Here is an 18,597-nt window from a genome sequence, read left to right on the forward strand (position 1 = left end):
CCTTTGGGCTGGCGCCTTCCGACACGCAGAACATTAGCACGCTGGCAGGGGTGGGTTCACATCCCTTATGCCTGCCCAGCCGCCCACCAGCACGGACGTGCCGTCCGGCCGTCGACCGGCCGCCGCACGCCCCTCCCGCGGCACGACCCGCGGACCGCCGGCAGGCGGACGTCCGCCCCGCCCCGGGAAGCCCTCCGCTCCGTATCAACACGTACCGGTTCACGTATCAACCTCGTACCGGTCCTGTCTGTCTCCCCCGGAGCCGGGCAGGGTCCACAGCCAGGTGCGGGACACTGGTCTGCGGCCGCCTCTACGATCCTGGGCAGAAGGAGTGCGTGGGAGGAGTTCGAAGGGCAGCTTCGGAGGGAACCTCCGGAGGGAACTTCGTCCGGCGTCGACACCCGTCGACAGGGCCGACAGGGGGAACCAGCTGATTCACCCGCGCGTGGATACGATCAGTAAGCAGTATCAGGAGTATCAGGCAAGGCAGCGCCCGCCAGCCGGGACACTGGACGGAAGCGACATCGGAGGAGGTGCCTCATGGGAGTCCTGAAGAAGTTCGAGCAGCGTCTCGAAGGTCTGGTCAACGGCACCTTTGCCAAGGTGTTCAAGTCCGAGGTCCAGCCCGTGGAGATCGCCGGAGCGCTCCAGCGTGAGTGCGACAACAACGCGACCATCTGGAACCGCGACCGCACGGTCGTCCCCAACGACTTCATCGTGGAGCTGAGCACGCCGGACTTCGAGCGGCTCAGCCCGTACTCCGGACAGCTCGGCGACGAGCTGGCCGGCATGGTGCGCGACTACGCCAAGCAGCAGCGCTACACCTTCATGGGCCCCATCAAGGTCCACCTGGAGAAGGCGGACGACCTCGACACCGGTCTGTACCGGGTGCGCAGCCGTACGCTCGCCTCCTCCAGCAGCCAGCAGGCTCCCGGGCCCGCCGCTCCGCCGGCCGGGTCCGCGGGCCGCCCCGGCGGGGGGTACGGCTACCCGCCGGCCGCCGCACCCGCGGGCGCCCCGCCGATGCCTGTCGCGCCGCCGCCCGGCGCCGCGCCCTACGGCCAGCGTCCCGGCGCGGGCGGCCCGGTCGGCGCACCCCAGCCCGGCTCCCGCACCCGCCACTGGATCGAGATCAACGGCACCCGCCATCAGATCTCCCGCCCGACGCTGGTGCTGGGCCGCAGCACCGAGGCCGACGTGCGGATCGACGACCCCGGCGTCTCCCGCCGGCACTGTGAGATCCGGACCGGAACGCCCTCGACGATCCAGGATCTCGGGTCCACCAACGGCATCGTGGTGGACGGGCAGCACACCACCCGCGCTACGCTCCGCGACGGCTCGCGGATCGTCGTGGGCAGCACCACCATCATTTACCGGCAAGCCGAAGGGTGAAGCGGGGGCAATGTCAGAGCTGACCCTCACGGTCATGCGGCTGGGTTTCCTGGCCGTTCTGTGGCTGTTCGTGATCGTGGCCGTGCAGGTCATCCGCAGCGACCTGTTCGGTACGCGCGTCACCCAGCGCGGGTCCAGGCGCGAGGCCGCGCGGCCGCAGCAGGCCGCCCGCCAGCAGGCCGCGCCCCCGCAGCAGCGTCAGCAGGCCGGCGGCGGCCGGCAGCGCCGCAACGCCCCCACCAAACTCGTCGTGTCCGAGGGCACCCTCACCGGCACGACCGTCGCGCTCCAGGGCCAGACCATCACCCTGGGCCGGGCGCACGACAGCACGATCGTGCTGGACGACGACTACGCCTCCAGCCGCCATGCCAGGATCTATCCGGACCGCGACGGCCAGTGGATCGTCGAGGACCTGGGCTCCACCAACGGCACATACCTCGACCGGAGCCGGCTGACGACCCCCACGCCGATTCCGCTGGGCGCGCCGATCCGCATCGGCAAGACAGTCATCGAGCTGCGGAAGTAGTACGACAATGAGCGAGCGGAGCGAGCACGCAGCGGCGGCCCCCACCACGGGCACCGGCGCGCTCCCGACCGGAGGGTGGGCACCGTGCGGATGTACCCGGAGCCGACGGGCGAGGTGCGCATGAGTCTGTCACTGCGCTTTGCCGCCGGATCGCACAAAGGCATGATCCGCGAGGGCAACGAGGACTCCGGATACGCCGGTCCGCGCCTGCTCGCGATCGCCGACGGCATGGGCGGCGCCGCCGCCGGCGAGGTCGCCTCCTCCGAGGCCATCTCCACCATCGTCGCCCTCGACGACGACGTGCCGGGCTCCGACATCCTCACCTCCCTCGGCACCGCCGTGCAGCGCGCCAACGACCAGCTGCGCTCCATGGTCGAGGAGGATCCCCAGCTGGAGGGCATGGGCACCACGCTCACCGCCCTGCTGTGGACCGGACAGCGCCTCGGTCTCGTCCACGTCGGCGACTCACGCGCCTATCTGCTGCGCGACGGCGTCCTCACCCAGATCACCCAGGACCACACCTGGGTGCAGCGCCTCGTCGACGAGGGCCGCATCACCGAGGAAGAGGCCACCACCCACCCCCAACGCTCCCTGTTGATGCGGGCGTTGGGCAGCGGCGAGCATGTCGAGCCCGATCTCTCCATCCGTGAGGTCCGCGCCGGCGACCGCTATCTGATCTGCTCCGACGGCCTGTCCGGCGTCGTCTCCCACCAGACGCTCGAGGACACCCTCGCCAGCTACCAGGGCCCGCAGGAGACCGTGCAGGAGCTGATCCAGCTCGCGCTGCGCGGCGGCGGCCCCGACAACATCACGGTCATCGTCGCCGACGTGCTGGACCTGGACACCGGGGACACCCTCGCCGGGCAGCTCTCCGACACCCCGGTCGTGGTGGGCGCGGTCGCCGAGAACCAGAACCACCTGCACGATCCCGGGTTCATGGAGACCCCCGCGGGCCGTGCCTCCGGCCTCGGCCGGCAGGGGCACGGAGGCGGCGGCGAGTTCGGCCCGCCCGGCTCCGGCGACACCACGGGCTACATCCCCGCGGGCAGCTTCGGCGACTACACCGACGACGACTTCGTCAAACCCCGCAGGGGCCGCAAGTGGGCGAAGAGATCCTTCTACACGGTGCTCGCCCTCGCCGTCATCGGCGGCGGCCTCTACGGCGGCTGGCGCTGGACCCAGACCCAGTACTACGTCGGCACCAAGGACGAGCACGTCGCGCTGTACCGGGGCATCAGCCAGGACCTGGCCTGGGTCTCCCTCTCCAAGGTGGAGAAGGACCATCCCGAGATCGAACTCAAGTACCTGCCTCCGTACCAGCAGAAGCAGGTGAAGGCCACGATCGCCGAAGGCAGCCTGACCGGCGCCCAGTCGAAGATCGACGCGCTTTCCGTGCAGGCCTCGGCCTGCAAGAAGGAGTCCGAGCGTCAGGCGGCCGAGAGCAAGAACAACTCGAAGACCGGCACGGGCCAGGCGGGCGGCACCACGGGAACCACCAAGACCTCCCTCACGTCCAAGGCATCACCGAGCCCCTCGACCTCACCGACCCCGTCCACATCAGCGACCGCACCCACCCCCAGCCCCGGCCCCACTCTCTCGGAGGATGAGCAGAAGGTCGTCTCGCTGTGCGGTAAGCAGTAGGCAAGCCGTGAGAGGCCCTGTCACACGATGAGCAGTACTACCAACACACCGACGCACCATACGTCCACGATCGGCGCGATCGGCGCACCGAGCCGGCGCAACACCGAGCTCGGGCTCCTGGTGTTCGCCGTCCTCATTCCGGTCTTCGCCTACGCCAATGTGGGCCTGGCGATCGACGACAAGGTGCCGGCCGGTCTGCTCGGCTACGGCCTGGGCCTCGGTCTGCTGGCCGGTGTCGCCCATCTCGCCGTACGGAAGTTCGCCCCGTACGCGGACCCGCTGCTGCTGCCCCTGGCGACGCTCCTCAACGGGCTCGGCCTCGTCGCCATCTGGCGCCTCGACCAGTCCAAGCTGCTGCAGTCCATCGGAGTCGCCGGCGGCAAGGCGACCAACCAGCTGATCTACACCGCGCTGGGCATCGCCCTGTTCGTCGTCGCGCTGATCTTCCTCAAGGACCACCGCGTCCTGCAGCGGTACACGTACATCTCCATGGCCGGCGCGCTGGTCCTGCTGCTGCTCCCGCTGGTCCCGGGCCTCGGCGCGGACCTCACCTACGGTGCCAAGATCTGGATCAAGGTCGGCAGCTTCACCATCCAGCCCGGTGAGTTCGCCAAGATCGTGCTGGCCATCTTCTTCGCCGGCTACCTGATGGTGAAGCGGGACGCGCTCGCCCTCGCCAGCCGCCGCTTCATGGGCCTGTACCTTCCGCGCGGCCGTGACCTCGGCCCGATCATGGTCGTCTGGATGATCTCGATCCTCATCCTGGTGTTCGAGACCGACCTCGGTACGTCGCTGCTGTTCTTCGGAATGTTCGTCATCATGCTGTACGTCGCCACGGAGCGGACCAGCTGGATCGTCTTCGGTCTGCTGATGTCGGCGGCCGGTGCCGTGGGCGTGGCCAGCTTCGAGCCGCACGTCCAGACCCGTGTCCAGGCCTGGCTCAACCCGATGCACGAGTACAAGCTCAGCCGTACCCCGGGCGTCACCGGAGTCCACTCGGACCAGTTGCAGCAGGCCCTGTGGGCCTTCGGTTCCGGCGGCACCCTCGGCACCGGCTGGGGGCAGGGCCACTCCGAGCTCATCCGCTTCGCCGCCAACTCCGACTTCATCCTCGCCACCTTCGGCGAGGAGCTGGGCCTGGCCGGCCTCATGGCGATCCTGCTGGTCTACGGCCTGATCGTGGAACGCGGTATCCGCACCGCCCTCGCCGCCCGGGACCCCTTCGGCAAGCTGCTCGCCGTCGGCCTCTCCGGCGCCTTCGCCCTCCAGGTCTTCGTTGTCGCGGGCGGTGTGATGGGGCTGATCCCGCTGACCGGTATGACGATGCCGTTCCTGGCGTACGGAGGTTCCTCCGTCATCGCCAACTGGGCCCTGATCGGCATCCTGATCAGGATCAGCGACACCGCCCGCCGCCCGGCGCCCGCGCCCGCCGGCAACCCCGACGCCGAGATGACCCAGGTGGTCCGCCCGTCATGAACAAGCCCCTGCGCCGGATCGCGATCTTCTGCGGCCTGCTCGTCCTCGCCCTGCTCGTCCGCGACAACTGGCTCCAGTACGTCAAGGCCGACAGCCTCAAGGACGACAAGCTGAACCGCCGTGTCACCATCGCCCGCTACTCCACCCCGCGCGGCGACATCATCGTCGACGGCGACCCCATCACCGGGTCCACCACGACCAGCACCAGCGGCCTCAACGACCTGAAGTACAAGCGCACCTACAAGAACGGCCCCATGTGGGCGCCGGTCACCGGGTTCGCCTCGCAGGCCTTCGGGGCCACCCAGCTGGAGAGCATCGACGACGGCATCCTCTCCGGCACCGACGACCGGCTCTTCTTCCGCAACACCCTCGACATGATCACCGGCAAGGAGAAGGCGGGCGGCAACGTCGTCACCACCCTCAACGCCGCCGCGCAGAAGGCCGCTTACAGCGGGCTGAAGTCCCAGGGCGGCAAGGGCGCGGTCGCCGCGCTCGACCCGTCCACCGGCAAGATCCTGGCGCTGGCCTCCTACCCGTCGTACGACCCCTCGTCGTTCGCCGGGAACTCCACGTCGACGGACTCCAAGAACTGGATCGCGCTCCAGAAGAAGAACAACAAGGCCGACCCGATGCTCAACCGGGCGCTGCGCGAGACCTACCCGCCGGGCTCCACCTTCAAGGTGGTCACGGCCGCGGCCGCGCTGGAGAACGGCCTGTACACCTCCGCCGACCAGCCCACCGACTCGCCGCTGCCGTACATCATGAAGGGCACGACGACCGAGCTGAAGAACGAGGGCAACATCCCCTGCAAGAACGCCTCGATGCGGGTCGCCCTGAGGGTGTCCTGCAACACGGTGTTCGGCAAGATCGGCTCCGACCTCGGCAACGACAAGATGCTCGCCGAGGCGAAGAAGTTCGGCTTCGACGCCGAGCAGTTCACGCCGGTCCGCTCCAGCGCCTCGGTGTTCTCCGACCACATGAACCCCTCGCAGACCGCGCTGTCCTCGATCGGCCAGTACAACACCGCCGCGACCCCCCTGCAGATGGCCATGGTGGCCTCCGCGGTCGCCAACAACGGCAAGCTGATGAAGCCGTACATGGTCGACAAGCTGCAGTCGTCCAACCTCGACACCATCGAGCAGACCGACCCGCAGGAGCTCAGCCAGCCCCTGTCGGCGAAGAACGCGCAGATCCTGCAGGCGATGATGGAGACGGTCGTCAAGGACGGTACGGGTCAGAAGGCCCAGATCGGCGGCGGTGTCACCGTCGGCGGCAAGACCGGTACCGCCCAGCACGGCGTCGCCAACAGCGCGAACCCGTACGCCTGGTTCATCTCCTACGCCAAGCTGTCCGACGGCAGCTCGCCGGTGGCCGTGGCCGTCGTCATCGAGGACGAGAACGCCAACCGTGACGACATCTCCGGTGGCGGCCTCGCCGCCCCGATCGCGAAGAGCGTGATGGAGGCGGTCATCAACTCCAAGAAGTGACCCCGCTCACGTCCCCTTCACATCGGTGCACGTTGCGATACCGGTCCTGTATCGGGTGACGCACTTAGCCAGGTCACACAAAGCTAGCCGGGTACGGTAGGCCCGGACGGCAGCCTCCGGCCGCACACACGTGTGAGCCGGGACCGACGGAGAGGGCTGGTAGGAGCTATGGAAGAGCCGCGTCGCCTCGGCGGCCGGTACGAACTGGGCCAGGTGCTCGGTCGTGGTGGCATGGCGGAGGTCTACCTCGCGCATGACACCCGCCTCGGGCGCCAGGTGGCGGTGAAGACACTGCGGGCGGACCTCGCACGCGACCCTTCCTTCCAGGCCCGGTTCCGCCGGGAGGCCCAGTCGGCCGCCTCGCTCAACCATCCCGCGATCGTCGCGGTCTACGACACGGGCGAGGACTACATCGACGGGGTCTCGATCCCGTACATCGTGATGGAGTACGTGGACGGCTCCACGCTCCGCGAGCTCCTCCACTCCGGCCGCAAGCTCCTGCCCGAGCGCGCGATGGAGATGACCATCGGGATCCTCCAGGGCCTGGAGTACGCCCACCGCAACGGCATCGTCCACCGCGACATCAAGCCGGCCAACGTCATGCTGACGCGCAACGGCCAGGTCAAGGTCATGGACTTCGGCATCGCCCGCGCCATGGGCGACTCCGGCATGACGATGACGCAGACGGCCGCCGTCATCGGCACCGCGCAGTACCTCTCGCCGGAGCAGGCGAAGGGCGAGCAGGTCGACGCCCGCTCCGACCTGTACTCGACGGGCTGTCTGCTCTACGAGCTGCTGACGGTACGTCCCCCGTTCGTCGGCGACTCCCCGGTCGCCGTCGCGTACCAGCACGTGCGTGAGGAAGCCCAGCCGCCCTCCGTCTTCGACCCCGAGATCACGCCCGAAATGGACGCCATCGTCCTGAGGGCCCTGGTCAAGGACCCGAACTACCGCTACCAGTCCGCCGACGAGATGCGCGCCGACATCGAGGCCTGCCTCGACGGCCAGCCCGTCGCGGCCACCGCGGCCATGGGTTCCGTCGGCTACGGCGGTTACCCCGACGACCAGCCGACCACGGCCCTGCGCGCCACCGACGCCGGCGCCACGTCGATGCTGCCCCCGATGAACCCGGACGACGGCGGCTACGGCTACGACGACCGCTCCCGCCGCCGCCAGAAGAAGTCCAACACCTCCACGATCCTGCTGGTCGTGGCGGGCATCCTGGTACTGGTGGGCGCGATCCTGATCGGGAAGTACGCGTTCAGCGGGAACGGGGGCGTCGGCAACGACAAGGTGGACGTACCCAACCTCGTCAGCCTGAGCCAGAGCGACGCCGAGAACCAGCTGAACAACATCGGCCTCAAGGTCGGCACAGTCAAGAAGCAGCCCTGCGACAAGCAGAGCAAGGGCAATGTCTGCTCGCAGGACCCGGGCAAGGGCGCCACCCTCAAGAAGGGGGAGGCGGTCAACCTCGTGGTGTCGACGGGCGCCCCGAAGGTGCTTGTTCCGGACGTCACGCGCCTGCAGTACGACCAGGCGAAGACCCAGCTCAAGAACAAGGGCTTCGAGGTCGAGCAGAAGACCCAGGAGTCCGACCAGACCCCAGGCCTCGTCCTCTCCCAGGACCCGAAGGGCGGCACGGAGAAGGAGAAGGGCACCACCATCACCCTCACCGTGGCCAAGGCCGCGGAGACGGTCCCCGTGCCCAACGTCGCCGGCCAGAGCTGCGACGACGCCAAGTCGGCCCTGCAGGCCGTCGGCCTCAACGGCAACTGCGTCAACACGCCGACCAACGACGACAACCAGGTCAACAAGGTCATCTCGACCAACCCGGCGATCGGCGCCCCGGTCAAGAAGAACACCGCGGTGCAGATCAACATCGGCCAGAAGCAGAACAACCAGGTCCAGGTGCCGAACATCCAGGGCCAGAAGCTGAAGGACGTCAAGAACGCCCTTCAGCAGGCGGGTCTCCAGGTCGGCAACATCAACGGCTCCCAGGACGACAACGCCATCGTCATCAACTCGGACCCGCCCCAGGGCAGCACGGTCGACCAGGGCACGCCGGTCAACCTGCAGACCTTCGGCGGAGGCGGCGGCAACAACGGCGGGAACGACGGAGGCACCAACATCTTCGGCGGCACAAGCGGCTGACGCTCCCCACCCCAGCGAATGGGCCCCTGCCGGGAAGTCCGGCAGGGGCCCAGCTCATGTCGGGAGCGACAGCATGTCGCTCCCGGAAGCTACTGAAGTTCCTCCGGCGGCGTCCTCTTGCTGTCCACCTTGTCCACCCGCACCAGCTCGCCCCACACCACATACCGATAGCGGCTCGTGTACACCGGCGTGCACGTGGTCAGCGTGATGTAGTGGCCCGCCGTCTTCTTGCCCGACTCCTTCGGGATCCGGGAGATGACCTTCACGTTGTACTTCGAGGTCTCGTCGAGGACGTCGTAGACCTTGTAGATGTACCACTTGTCCTTCGTCTCGAAGACGATCGGGTCGCCGACCTTCAGCTTGTCGATGTTGTGGAACTTCGCGCCGTGGCCGTCCCGGTGGGCGGCCAGCGTGAAGTTGCCCTTCTTGCCCGTGGTCGGCAGCGTCGCCTTGACCGGGTCCGTGTAGTAGCCGGCCACGCCGTCGTTGAGGACCTTCGTCGACGTGCCCTTCTCGACCAGGACCTCGCCGTTCTTCATGGCGGGGACATGCAGGAAGCCGATGCCGTTCCTGGTGTCCAGCGCGCCGGGGCCCGTGGCCCCGCCCTCGTGGGCCCATGTGTCGCGGACCTTGTCGCCCTGCTTGTCCGCCGCCCGGTCGGCTATGACGTTCGTCCACCAGAGCGAGTACACGACGAACAGGCCCAGCACCAGGCCCGCCGTGATGAGGAGTTCACCGAAGAGGCTCACCACCGCAGCGATACGGCCCGTGCCGCGGCGCCGGGCCGGTGGCGCCGCGGGCGCGTCCGTGTCCTCTTGAGTGTCGTCGGTGGTCGCTGCCACGTTCATCTGCCCCTACTCGACGAGCGCATCCGGCTTGCCCTTGCTGCGCGGCCGTTCCTCGACCATCTTGCCCCAGACGATCAACCGGTACTTGCTGGTGAACTCCGGAGTACAGGTCGTCAGCGTGATGTACCGGCCCGGCTTGGTGAAACCCGACTGGGGCGGCACGGGACCGATCACGCTCGTATTGCTCGGTGACGTCACCGGCAGCGTCGACGTCACCTTGTAGACGAAGTACTTGTCCTGCGTCTCGACGACGACCTCGTCGCCCTTCTTCAGCTTGTTGATGTACCGGAAGGGCTCGCCGTGCGTGTTCCGGTGGCCCGCGAGCGCGAAGTTGCCGGTCTTCGCGTCGGGCATCGCCGTCTTCAGCCTGCCCTCGCTGTAGTGGCCGACCATGCCCTTGTCGAGCACCTGCTTGTTGCTGACGCCCTGGGCGATCGGCACGACCACGTCCAGCTCGGGGATGTGGAGGATCGCGAAACCCTGGCCCGGCTCGAACTCGCCCGGCGCGCGCTTGCCGCTCGCCCAGTCGTTCTGCAGGGTGCTGGTCTCCTTGTCCGCCGCCGCATGCGCCCGGACGTTCGTCCACCACAGCTGGTAGGTGACGAACAGCAGCATCAGCACACCGGTGGTGATGAACACCTCACCGATCGCCCGGCTCGCGACGACACCCGGACTGGGCTTGCGTGCACGGGCCTGCCGGCGTGCCTCCACGCGCGAAAGCGGAGCCTTGGACGCGTCGTCCGGCGTCTCCTCGGCGCCTTCCGCGGACTCCGAAGCCGCATGAGCGCCCCCATGGCGTCCATGGCGGCGCTTGGCGGCCTTCCTGCGGGCCGCTCGTCCGCCCGGAGTGGTTCCAGTGGCAGGCGTGGCCGTTGAGGCGTCAGAGGGCGATATGGAACCGCCCAGCGGCGGCTCCGGTATCCGCAGCGCCACCGTCGCCTCGTCCACGGGCGGGAGATACGGCTCCGGCTCCTCCACGAGCGGTGGTACGTACGGCTCCTCGGCAGCCGCCGCATACCCCCCGTGCCGCCCCCGCCGCCTCGCCGGCTCGCCGTTCCACTCATCGAACCCGGCGGAGGTCTCGAACCCGGCGGAGGCCTCGAATGCACCGGACGCCTCGAACGAACCGGACGCCTCGTACCCGTCGTACGAGGCGTACGCCTCGTACGGCTCCTGACCGTACGAGGCGGCGGACTCGCGCTCGGGGCGCAGCGCGGTCACGCCGTGGCCCTGCCCACCACCGGGGCGAGCCCCGCCGACCTCGCCACGGCACCCTGGTCGCCGCACTCCACCAGCCAGTTGGCCAGCATCCGGTGACCGTGCTCGGTCAGCACCGACTCCGGGTGGAACTGCACGCCCTCGACCGGGAGTTCACGGTGCCTGAGCCCCATGATGATCCCGTCCTGCGTCCGCGCGGTCACCTCCAGCTCGGCCGGCACCGTCTCCGGCTCCGCGGCCAGCGAGTGGTAGCGCGTCGCCGTGAACGGCGAGGGCAGCCCGGCGAACACACCCCTGCCCTCGTGCTCGACCAGTGAGGTCTTGCCGTGCAGCAACTCGGGCGCACGATCCACCACGCCCCCGTACGCCACCTGCATCGACTGCATCCCCAGGCAGACCCCGAACACCGGGACACCGGTCGCCGCGCAGTGCCGCACCATCTCGATGCAGACGCCCGCCTCCTCAGGCGTGCCCGGCCCCGGCGACAGCAGCACACCGTCGAAACCGTCCTGGGCATGCGCCGTCGACACCTCGTCGTTGCGCAGCACCTCGCACTCGGCGCCCAGCTGGTACAGGTACTGCACCAGGTTGAAGACAAAGCTGTCGTAGTTGTCGACGACGAGAATCCGCGCACTCACTGGTTGTCCACCGTCACATCGTTGAAGGGAAGCAGCGGTTCGGCCCACGGGAAGACGTACTGGAACAGGACATAGACCACGACCAGGACCAGCAGGAGTGAGATCAGCGCCTTCACCCACGCGTTTCCCGGCAGATGCCGCCAGATCCAGCCGTACATGCCGTCCCTTCCGTTCCGCCACGGCACCAGACTCACGCCGTACCCGCACCAGACTAACGGCGCAGCGCCGCTGGTTTCCCGGCCTCCACAGGCTGCGTGGAATCCAGATGCGCCCACACGATCAGCCGATGGCTGTGCCCCCACTCCGGATCGCACGTGGTGAGCGTCAGATAACGGCCTTCACGCGTGTACCCCGACTTACGTGGCACAGGATCGATCACCTCAACGTCCGTCGGAACAGTTTTGTAGGGCCCTTTGTCGATCCGATACGTGAACCAGGTGGTCCCGTCCGTCAGCACCACCGCGTCACCCGGCCGCAGCTTGGGGAAGTCCACGAACGGATCTCCATACGTCCGCCGGTGCCCCGCGACCGCGAAGTTGCCCTCCTGCCCCAGCTGCGCCGTGTTCGCGTAGTGACCGAGCCCCTTCTTCAGGGTGCTCACGGCGGTGTCCTCGAGCACGGGCTTGTTCCACGTGAAACCAAGCCGCGGAATGTACATGATCGCGAAGGGCCTGCCCGCGACATACGGCGCCGGCTTCCTCGGAGCGGCCACAGCACCGGCTCCGGCACTCGCCGTCGGATGCGCCGTCTGCTTCGCCCACTGGTCGTGCAGCACATCGATCTGGTGGTTCATCGCACCGTCCGCCCGCACACCGGTCCAGAACAGTACATAGACGACGAAGAGCACGATCAGGCTGCCCACGGTGATACAGAGCTCACTGACGGTCCTGACGACGACGCGCACCGGCAGCTCCCGAAACGGCTCAGTTCACTCCGCGGGCTGGTTCACCCCACAGGCTGGGCGTAGTGCAGATCCACTGTGCCCGAGTAGCCGGGCAGAGTCACCGTCCCGTCATGGGTCACTTTCCAGCCCAGGCCGTACACATTCACGTAGACCATGTAGTTCTGGATCGCCGTGGAGTCCGACAGCGCCTTGTTCAGCTTGTCGGGATCCCCGATCGCCGTGATCTTGTACGGCGGCGAGTACACGCGCCCCTGAAGGATCAGGGTGTTGCCCACGCAGCGCACGGCACTGGTGGAGATCAGCCGCTGGTCCATCACCTTGATGCCCTTGGCGCCGCCCTGCCACAGCGCGTTCACCACGGCCTGGAGGTCCTGCTGGTGGATGACCAGGTAGTCGGGCTGCGGCTCGGGATAGCCGGGCAGCTTGGCGGTGGCGTCCGGCGGGGCGTCGTTGAGCGTGACGGTGATCGCCTCGCCCTTCAGCTTCCGCGTGCCCGCACCCTTCTCCAGCCCCGCCAGCTTCTCGTCCTGCGCCTTGGTGCTGCCGTCGTCGCGCTCGGCGAAGGACTCGACCTCACGGCGCAGGGAGCCGTTGGACTCGTCCAGTTCGCCGTTCTTGCGGCTGCGCTCCTGGATGAGGTCGGAAAGCTTCAGCAAGGACGTGTCCGTGCGGATATTGGTGCCCTTGGCCGTATTGAAACTGGTGAAGAAAATGAGCCCCGCGAGGGCGAAGACGGCCACCGTGAGCACCCGCACCGGCCGGAAACGGCGCCCGCGGGCAGGACTGGATCCGTCCTGGGGGGAGTCGGCAGAATTGCTCAACGTACCCTTATCTCCTTCGGCGCCGCGGAAGCACTACGCTAACGGACGCCCGGGGGAGCGCTAAGAGTCCCCTTGTACGCTGCTCCGGAGCCAGCCACAGTTCCCTGCGCGGCCACGCAGCGCATCGACAGGAGAGACCCTCGTGCCGAAGTCACGTATCCGCAAGAAGGCCGACTACACGCCGCCGCCGGCGAAGCAGGCGACCAGCATCAAGCTGAACAGCCGTGCCTGGGTCGCGCCCGTCATGCTGGCCATGTTCCTCATCGGCCTGGCCTGGATCGTCGTCTTCTACGTGACCGACGGTTCCCTGCCCATCGACGCGCTGGACAACTGGAACATCGTGGTGGGCTTCGGCTTCATCGCCGCCGGATTCGGCGTCTCCACGCAGTGGAAGTAAGGGCCACCTCTCGGTGAACACAGCCCTGCCCAGGGCTATCCGCTGAGTTATCCACAGCCTGGAGAATAGTCCACAACTCCTGGGGATAAAGAACGACCATCTGTGGATAACCAGCCGGGCATTGACGCCGATACGACCATCCCACCCGCCTTCGCAAACCTGTTCGCCCCCTGCCTGACCTGCGGAAACACTGGTCGGCGACAGGGGGCACAGCTGTTCCCGCACGCTATGCACAAGAGTGGCAACCCGCTGTGGACAAGCGCGCACGTCAGGTGAGCTGTGCCGTCCTGAGCAGGGTCAGGACCACGACGACGACCAGGACCAGGGCACAGGTGCCGTACTGGACGAGGGCGCGGTGTTCGCGCGGGGCGTGCACCATGGCGTAGCCGGTGACGACTCCGGCGACGAGTCCGCCGATGTGGGCCTGCCAGGCGATGTTGAAGCCGGGGCTGAAGGTGAAGATCAGGTTGATCACCAGCAGGGCGATGATCGGCCGCATGTCGTAGTTGAGGCGGCGCATGAGGACGGCGGTGGCGCCGAACAGGCCGAAGATGGCGCCGGAGGCACCGAGGGAGGCTTCGGTCGGTGAGGCCAGCAGGTAGGTGAGCGCGCTGCCGGCGAGGCCCGAGACGAAGTAGAGGGAGAGGTAGCGGGCGCGTCCGAGGGCGGCTTCGAGGGGGCCGCCGAGCCACCAGAGGCTGAGCATGTTGAAGCCGATGTGCCAGGGTTCCTGGTGGGCGAACATCGCGGTCACCAGGCGGTACCACTCGCCCTCGGCGACGCCCTGGGTGGCCTTGAAGGGTGCGGGGGGCCATTCGCCGATGAGGACGAGGTGGTCCAGGAGCGAGGTCTGTACGTGGACGGCGATGAACACCGCCACGTTGATCCCGATGAGGATCTTGGTGAACAGGCGCGGGTCGGCGGTGACGGTGCCGCCGGCAATGGTGCGGGGGCGGGTGGCGGCCGGGGGGTGGCCGGTGCCGGAGTCACCGCGGGCGCATTCGGGGCACTGGAAGCCGACGGAGGCGTCGACCATGCACTCGGGGCAGATGGGGCGTTCGCAGCGGGTGCAGCGGATGCCCGTCTCGCGGTCGGGGTGGCGGTAGCAGCCGGGCAGGCTCTGGGCGTGCTGGGGTCCCTGGTCGTCCGGGCCCTGTGGGCTGCCTGGCGCCTGGTCCATGAGATCCCCTAGGTCGTCGTTCGAGCGCTGTGCACAAATGCACCGCCCCGCCCATCTTTACGGATGGGCGGGGCGTTTGGTTCCTGCTGTGCGGGGACTCGACCTTGCGGCGGGACCCTCGTGGGTCTCAGCCCTCGCGGGTCTCGACGACGACCGACTCGATGACGACGTCGTTGACGGGGCGGTCGGTGCGGGGGTTGGTCTGGGTGGTGGCGATGGCGTCGATCACCTTCTGGCTGGCGGGGTCGGTGACCTCGCCGAAGATGGTGTGCTTGCGGTTCAGCCACGTCGTGGGGGCGACGGTGATGAAGAACTGGGATCCATTGGTGCCCGGACCGGCGTTGGCCATGGCCAGCAGGTAGGGCTTGTTGAAGGAGAGGTCGGGGTGGAATTCGTCCTCGAACTGGTAGCCGGGACCACCGGTGCCGTTGCCCAGCGGGTCTCCGCCCTGGATCATGAATCCGCTGATCACCCGGTGGAAGACCGTGCCGTCGTAGAGCTTGTCCGTGGTCTTCTGGCCCGTTTCGGGGTTGACCCACTCCCGCTCGCCCGTGGCGAGCTCGACAAAGTTCCGGACCGTCTTGGGCGCGTGGTTCGGCAGGAGCCGGACTTCGATGTCGCCGTTGTTGGTCTTCAGGGTGGCGTAAAGCTGCTCAGCCACGATCTGCCTTCCGTTGTCTTCCTGTGACCCCCTGATCCTCGCACGGTCTGCGTCGTGCGTCGCCCGGCGCCCGTCAGCGGGCGTCCGTGGGGCGATGTTGCCGGGAGAAAACCGGCCGAGTGCCCCCGGGCCGGGGGCGCTCGGCGGCGATCCGTGGCATTGTCGACGACAAGCGTCTGTTGCCCCGTATTCATCCTCTATTGGACTTGATCGGCTCTTGATCGGCTCTTGCTGGAGAGGGTCCTGAGTCGGTGTGCATGACCCGGATGCCCGCCCTCACATGCCCCGTTGTCTGTTGACAGGCATGATCCGTAAAAGGGTGGAAAGTCGAAATACCGTACGCCACCGAGGAGGAGGAACCCGTGACCCGCATCGACAGCGTGCGCGCCGCGACCGGTTCGGCGAAGGACAGCGTGCTGCACGCCGCGGAAGTGGTGGCGCCCTACGCCGACACGGCCAAGGACAGGGCCGCACACTACGCACACGAGGCACGCGTACGGCTCGCGCCGAAGGTGTCCCAAGCCGCGGATCAGGCCCGCGTTCAGTACGACGCCCATGTCGCGCCACGGCTGGAGCAGGCCCGTACGCATGTGCCGCCGAAGGTCGACCAGGCCGCCCATGAGGCTGCCGCCCGTACCCGGCAGGCGGCCCGGCAGGCCGCCGACTATTCCCGGCCGAGGCTGGAGCAGGCGGTGGCCGTGGCCGGGCCTGTCAAGGACGAGGCCGCCGCGCGCGGTGCTGCCGCATTGGCCGCGCTGCGCGGTCAGGTCTCGCCGAAGGAGATTCAGAAGCTGGCTCGCCGGCATGAGCGTCGGGCGAGGGCCGGTCGTGCCGCGAAGGTACTGCTGGTGCTCGGTGCTCTCGCGGGCGGTGCTTTCGCTGCCTGGAAGTGGTGGGACAAGCAGGCCAACCCTGACTGGCTGGTCGAGCCGCCTGCCGCGACGGAGGTCCCGGAGTCGGGCCGGCTGTCGTCGGTGGACGGCAGCGGTCAGTCCTTGCTCGACCCCGAGGTGCAGGCCAAGGAGGCCGAGGAGGAGGCCGCTCAGCGCGACGACGGCCGGTGACGTGCTGTGGTCCGAACTGCGGTGTGGGGCGGGAGACTTGAGGGTCTTCCGCCCCACGGCTGTGTTTCACGTGAAACATGCCTGGCGGGGCAGTCACCTCGTGGACGGCGTCTGCGGCGTCAGCGCCTTTCGGTACCAGGGGGCTGCCTCGGTCAGCCTGGCCCGGTGCCCGGGTCCGGGCGGGCACTCGGCACGGGACCAGAGCGGGGACCGGTACCAGCGGTCCTCTGCGAGCAGCCCGGCCTGGTGTGCACTGACTCTTCCCGGTGCCGTGCGGAGGCGGGTCAGGTAGTCGTCGAGGGCGAGACCGTCCTGGGGGGCCGGAATGCCGAGCGTTTCGCCGAGCAGGGCGACGAACTCGCGCAGTGTCGGTGCGTGCGGATGGGCGGCATGGTGCACGGTGCCGGGTGGGACGTGCTCGGGTGTCCGGGCGAGGGTGGCCAGCAGCCGGGCCAGGTCGTCGACCGCCACGAGCGACAGGCGGGCCCGGCCGTTTCCCGGCAACGCCGGTACGCGCCGGAGGAGTTCGGTCACGCCGGGGACGAACCACTTGTCCCCGGCGCCGTACACGAGCGGTGCTCTGATGACTGTTCCGCCGGCGGCGAGCACGGCCTGCTCGGCCTGTAGCCGGGTGCGGCTGGTGGCGGAGGCGGGGGCGGGAGTGGCTTCGTGCTCGGTGAGCTCGCGGTGCGGTCCGGGGCCGTAGACGGCGGTGGTGCTCACCAGGAGGGTGCGGTGGACGTCGGCGCGTTCCGCCTCGGCGAGCAGGGCGCGGGTGCCGTCGACGTTGACGGCGCGGCACTTGTCTTCGTCGGCGCTGATGTGCGAGGCGCAGTGGAGCACGGTGCGTATGCCGTGGCAGATGTCCCGCAGAGAGGCCGGGTCGGTGAGGTCTCCTGTGACGTACTCGACGCCGGGCACCGCTTCGGCCGCTTCCGGTAGGCGTCTGACCAGTGCCTTCACCTCGCCGGGCTGGGGTGGCCGGTCTCCTGTCAGTGCGCGCAGGGCGGCCGAACCGATGAACCCGGTGCCGCCCACGAGCAGGATCTTGTCCATGCCGAGATGGAACGTCGTCGACCGGTTGCCTTGCAAGCGGCGGCGACCGATATCGGAAACAAGACCGCTCGGCCTCTTTTCCTTCGGGGGAGGATGGCGCGAGTCATGTGGTGCGCACCACCACCGCGTCGACATTGGCGCTGAGGAAGGCAGCGATCCTCACGCCTCCAGGGGAAGAGAGGGCACGGAAACAGACCGGGTGGTTCGCTAGGGTGGATGCAGCAGGCACGCCCGGAAGGAACGTCATGGCCAAGCAGGCTCGCGCGGTGCAGACCCGGCGCTCGATCGTGGAAGCCGCAGCGAGTGTGTTCGCCGAGTACGGCTACGAACGCGCGGCCACCTCGGAGATCCTGCGCCGCGCCAATGTCACCAAGGGTGCGATGTACTTCCACTTCCCGTCGAAGGAGTCGCTGGCGCAGGCGATCATGGACGAGCAGACCGGTCTGGTCAGGGTGGAGCACCGGCTCTCGCCCGTGCAGTCGATCATCGACATCACGCACCAGTTCGCCCATGTGCTGCGCCATGACGCCCTCGCCAGGGCGGGGACGCGGCTGTCCATAGAGGGTGTCTTCTTCAACGGCACGCACCCGTGGGGCGACTGGTTCGACCTCACCGCCCGGCTGCTGACCGAGGGGCAGGAGCAGGGTGAGGTGCTCCCCCAGGTCGTGCCCAGGGAAACCGCGGAGTTCGTCGTCGCCACGTTCACCGGCGTTCAGCTGGTGTCCGAGGCCATCAACCAGCGAGCCGATCTGCGGGGGCGGGTCGCTGTGATGTGGCGTCACATTCTGCCGTCCGTCGCCCATCCGGCCGCCATCTCACGCATGCGCCCGGAGGGTGCCACCGACCCGGCGGCTGCGACGGCGCGGGACGAGGACCGGGCCGAGGCCGAGGCCGGTATCGAGGTCGAGGCCGTCACCGGCTGACCGGGACCGTCAGCCGTCCGCCCCGCCGGACGACAGCGGGGCCCGCCCAGGTGGTGCCGGCCGCGATAGCGAAAAATCCCCTCCACTCTGCGTTTCCGCAGGTCGGAGGGGATCCGGAGTGGAGCCTAGGGGAGTCGAACCCCTGACATCTGCCATGCAAAGACAGCGCTCTACCAACTGAGCTAAGGCCCCGGAAAGGGAGCATCCCCCGGAA

General features: G+C 68.2%; 18 protein-coding genes and 1 tRNA gene. 9 read left to right on the forward strand and 10 right to left on the reverse strand.

What is annotated here, in order from left to right:
• Positions 1-540: 540 nt before the first annotated feature.
• The 6 genes from ACWC1K_RS39455 (at position 541) to pknB (ending at position 8,673) form a co-directional block, all read left to right on the forward strand.
• Complete coding sequence (locus tag ACWC1K_RS39455; protein ID WP_351473140.1) at positions 541-1,392, forward strand: DUF3662 and FHA domain-containing protein; 852 nt, start codon at positions 541-543, stop codon at positions 1,390-1,392.
• A gap of 10 nt (positions 1,393-1,402) precedes the next feature.
• On the forward strand, positions 1,403-1,918 hold the full coding sequence (locus ACWC1K_RS39460) for an FHA domain-containing protein FhaB/FipA (RefSeq protein WP_099930121.1): 516 nt from the start codon (positions 1,403-1,405) through the stop codon (positions 1,916-1,918).
• Positions 1,919-2,008: 90 nt separating this feature from the next.
• A complete protein-coding gene (locus ACWC1K_RS39465) occupies positions 2,009-3,559 on the forward strand; it encodes a Stp1/IreP family PP2C-type Ser/Thr phosphatase (RefSeq protein ID WP_450837908.1) in 1,551 nt (516 codons plus the stop codon).
• Between the two features lie 27 nt (positions 3,560-3,586).
• Positions 3,587-5,035 (forward strand): FtsW/RodA/SpoVE family cell cycle protein, encoded by a 1,449-nt coding sequence (locus ACWC1K_RS39470; protein ID WP_450837854.1) that lies wholly within the window; start codon positions 3,587-3,589, stop codon positions 5,033-5,035.
• Positions 5,032-6,522 carry a penicillin-binding transpeptidase domain-containing protein gene (locus ACWC1K_RS39475; RefSeq protein WP_450837855.1) on the forward strand — a complete coding sequence of 497 codons (1,491 nt, stop codon included), beginning with the start codon at positions 5,032-5,034 and terminating at the stop codon, positions 6,520-6,522. The genes ACWC1K_RS39470 and ACWC1K_RS39475 overlap by 4 nt, the downstream gene beginning before the upstream one ends.
• Positions 6,523-6,690: 168 nt before the next feature.
• Positions 6,691-8,673: a Stk1 family PASTA domain-containing Ser/Thr kinase gene (pknB, locus tag ACWC1K_RS39480; protein WP_450837856.1), complete on the forward strand. Its 1,983-nt coding sequence runs from the start codon at positions 6,691-6,693 to the stop codon at positions 8,671-8,673.
• 89 nt (positions 8,674-8,762) lie between these two features.
• Here the strand turns inward: pknB and ACWC1K_RS39485 are convergent, their stop codons facing one another.
• Genes ACWC1K_RS39485 through ACWC1K_RS39510 form a run of 6 tightly spaced genes read right to left on the reverse strand, consistent with a single transcriptional unit; the run spans position 8,763 to position 13,102 of the window.
• A complete protein-coding gene (locus ACWC1K_RS39485) occupies positions 8,763-9,521 on the reverse strand; it encodes a class E sortase (protein ID WP_450837857.1) in 759 nt (252 codons plus the stop codon).
• A 6-nt stretch (positions 9,522-9,527) separates the two neighbouring features.
• Positions 9,528-10,742, reverse strand: coding sequence for a class E sortase (locus ACWC1K_RS39490; protein ID WP_450837858.1), 1,215 nt, complete (start codon positions 10,740-10,742; stop codon positions 9,528-9,530).
• A complete protein-coding gene (locus ACWC1K_RS39495; RefSeq protein ID WP_450837859.1) occupies positions 10,739-11,377 on the reverse strand; it encodes an aminodeoxychorismate/anthranilate synthase component II in 639 nt (212 codons plus the stop codon). Before ACWC1K_RS39495 ends, ACWC1K_RS39490 begins: the two co-directional genes overlap by 4 nt.
• Positions 11,374-11,535, reverse strand: a complete 162-nt coding sequence (locus tag ACWC1K_RS39500) for a hypothetical protein (RefSeq protein WP_450837860.1) — start codon at positions 11,533-11,535, stop codon at positions 11,374-11,376. Before ACWC1K_RS39500 ends, ACWC1K_RS39495 begins: the two co-directional genes overlap by 4 nt.
• A 53-nt stretch (positions 11,536-11,588) precedes the next feature.
• Positions 11,589-12,281: a class E sortase gene (locus tag ACWC1K_RS39505; protein ID WP_450837861.1), complete on the reverse strand. Its 693-nt coding sequence runs from the start codon at positions 12,279-12,281 to the stop codon at positions 11,589-11,591.
• A 41-nt stretch (positions 12,282-12,322) separates the two neighbouring features.
• A complete protein-coding gene (locus tag ACWC1K_RS39510; protein WP_450837863.1) occupies positions 12,323-13,102 on the reverse strand; it encodes a DUF881 domain-containing protein in 780 nt (259 codons plus the stop codon).
• A 142-nt stretch (positions 13,103-13,244) separates the two neighbouring features.
• Between ACWC1K_RS39510 and crgA the strand changes: the two genes are divergently transcribed.
• Positions 13,245-13,499 carry a cell division protein CrgA gene (crgA, locus tag ACWC1K_RS39515; RefSeq protein WP_030939008.1) on the forward strand — a complete coding sequence of 85 codons (255 nt, stop codon included), beginning with the start codon at positions 13,245-13,247 and terminating at the stop codon, positions 13,497-13,499.
• Positions 13,500-13,767: 268 nt separating this feature from the next.
• Here the strand turns inward: crgA and ACWC1K_RS39520 are convergent, their stop codons facing one another.
• Both ACWC1K_RS39520 and ACWC1K_RS39525 read right to left on the reverse strand, forming a co-directional pair.
• Positions 13,768-14,679 carry a rhomboid family intramembrane serine protease gene (locus tag ACWC1K_RS39520; protein WP_450837864.1) on the reverse strand — a complete coding sequence of 304 codons (912 nt, stop codon included), beginning with the start codon at positions 14,677-14,679 and terminating at the stop codon, positions 13,768-13,770.
• A gap of 127 nt (positions 14,680-14,806) precedes the next feature.
• Complete coding sequence (locus ACWC1K_RS39525; RefSeq protein ID WP_450837865.1) at positions 14,807-15,340, reverse strand: peptidylprolyl isomerase; 534 nt, start codon at positions 15,338-15,340, stop codon at positions 14,807-14,809.
• A gap of 362 nt (positions 15,341-15,702) precedes the next feature.
• Here ACWC1K_RS39525 and ACWC1K_RS39530 point away from each other — a divergent pair, with 362 nt between their 5' ends.
• On the forward strand, positions 15,703-16,404 hold the full coding sequence (locus tag ACWC1K_RS39530) for a DUF5324 family protein (RefSeq protein ID WP_450837867.1): 702 nt from the start codon (positions 15,703-15,705) through the stop codon (positions 16,402-16,404).
• A 93-nt stretch (positions 16,405-16,497) separates the two neighbouring features.
• Here ACWC1K_RS39530 and ACWC1K_RS39535 read toward each other — a convergent pair whose 3' ends face one another.
• Complete coding sequence (locus ACWC1K_RS39535; protein ID WP_450837868.1) at positions 16,498-17,460, reverse strand: NAD-dependent epimerase/dehydratase family protein; 963 nt, start codon at positions 17,458-17,460, stop codon at positions 16,498-16,500.
• 245 nt (positions 17,461-17,705) lie between these two features.
• Between ACWC1K_RS39535 and ACWC1K_RS39540 the strand changes: the two genes are divergently transcribed.
• Positions 17,706-18,383 (forward strand): ScbR family autoregulator-binding transcription factor, encoded by a 678-nt coding sequence (locus ACWC1K_RS39540; protein ID WP_450837870.1) that lies wholly within the window; start codon positions 17,706-17,708, stop codon positions 18,381-18,383.
• A 119-nt stretch (positions 18,384-18,502) separates the two neighbouring features.
• On the opposite strand, the gene ACWC1K_RS39545 is transcribed toward ACWC1K_RS39540, so the two are convergent.
• A tRNA-Ala gene (locus tag ACWC1K_RS39545) sits at positions 18,503-18,575 on the reverse strand.
• Between the last annotated feature and the right edge of the window lie 22 nt (positions 18,576-18,597).

It is taken from the genome of Streptomyces sp. NPDC001492 (assembly GCF_053597275.1).

What these genes read in the sequence shown, in the direction of transcription:
- ACWC1K_RS39455 (WP_351473140.1), top strand. Translation starts at nt 541, where the DNA reads ATGGGAGTCCTGAAGAAGTTCGAGCAGCGTCTCGAAGGTCTGGTCAAC.
- ACWC1K_RS39460 (WP_099930121.1), top strand. Translation starts at nt 1,403, where the DNA reads ATGTCAGAGCTGACCCTCACGGTCATGCGGCTGGGTTTCCTGGCCGTT.
- ACWC1K_RS39465 (WP_450837908.1), top strand. Translation starts at nt 2,009, where the DNA reads ATGTACCCGGAGCCGACGGGCGAGGTGCGCATGAGTCTGTCACTGCGC.
- ACWC1K_RS39470 (WP_450837854.1), top strand. Translation starts at nt 3,587, where the DNA reads ATGAGCAGTACTACCAACACACCGACGCACCATACGTCCACGATCGGC.
- ACWC1K_RS39475 (WP_450837855.1), top strand. Translation starts at nt 5,032, where the DNA reads ATGAACAAGCCCCTGCGCCGGATCGCGATCTTCTGCGGCCTGCTCGTC.
- pknB (WP_450837856.1), top strand. Translation starts at nt 6,691, where the DNA reads ATGGAAGAGCCGCGTCGCCTCGGCGGCCGGTACGAACTGGGCCAGGTG.
- ACWC1K_RS39485 (WP_450837857.1), bottom strand. Translation starts at nt 9,521, where the DNA reads ATGAACGTGGCAGCGACCACCGACGACACTCAAGAGGACACGGACGCG.
- ACWC1K_RS39500 (WP_450837860.1), bottom strand. Translation starts at nt 11,535, where the DNA reads ATGTACGGCTGGATCTGGCGGCATCTGCCGGGAAACGCGTGGGTGAAG.
- ACWC1K_RS39520 (WP_450837864.1), bottom strand. Translation starts at nt 14,679, where the DNA reads ATGGACCAGGCGCCAGGCAGCCCACAGGGCCCGGACGACCAGGGACCC.
- ACWC1K_RS39535 (WP_450837868.1), bottom strand. Translation starts at nt 17,460, where the DNA reads ATGGACAAGATCCTGCTCGTGGGCGGCACCGGGTTCATCGGTTCGGCC.
- ACWC1K_RS39540 (WP_450837870.1), top strand. Translation starts at nt 17,706, where the DNA reads ATGGCCAAGCAGGCTCGCGCGGTGCAGACCCGGCGCTCGATCGTGGAA.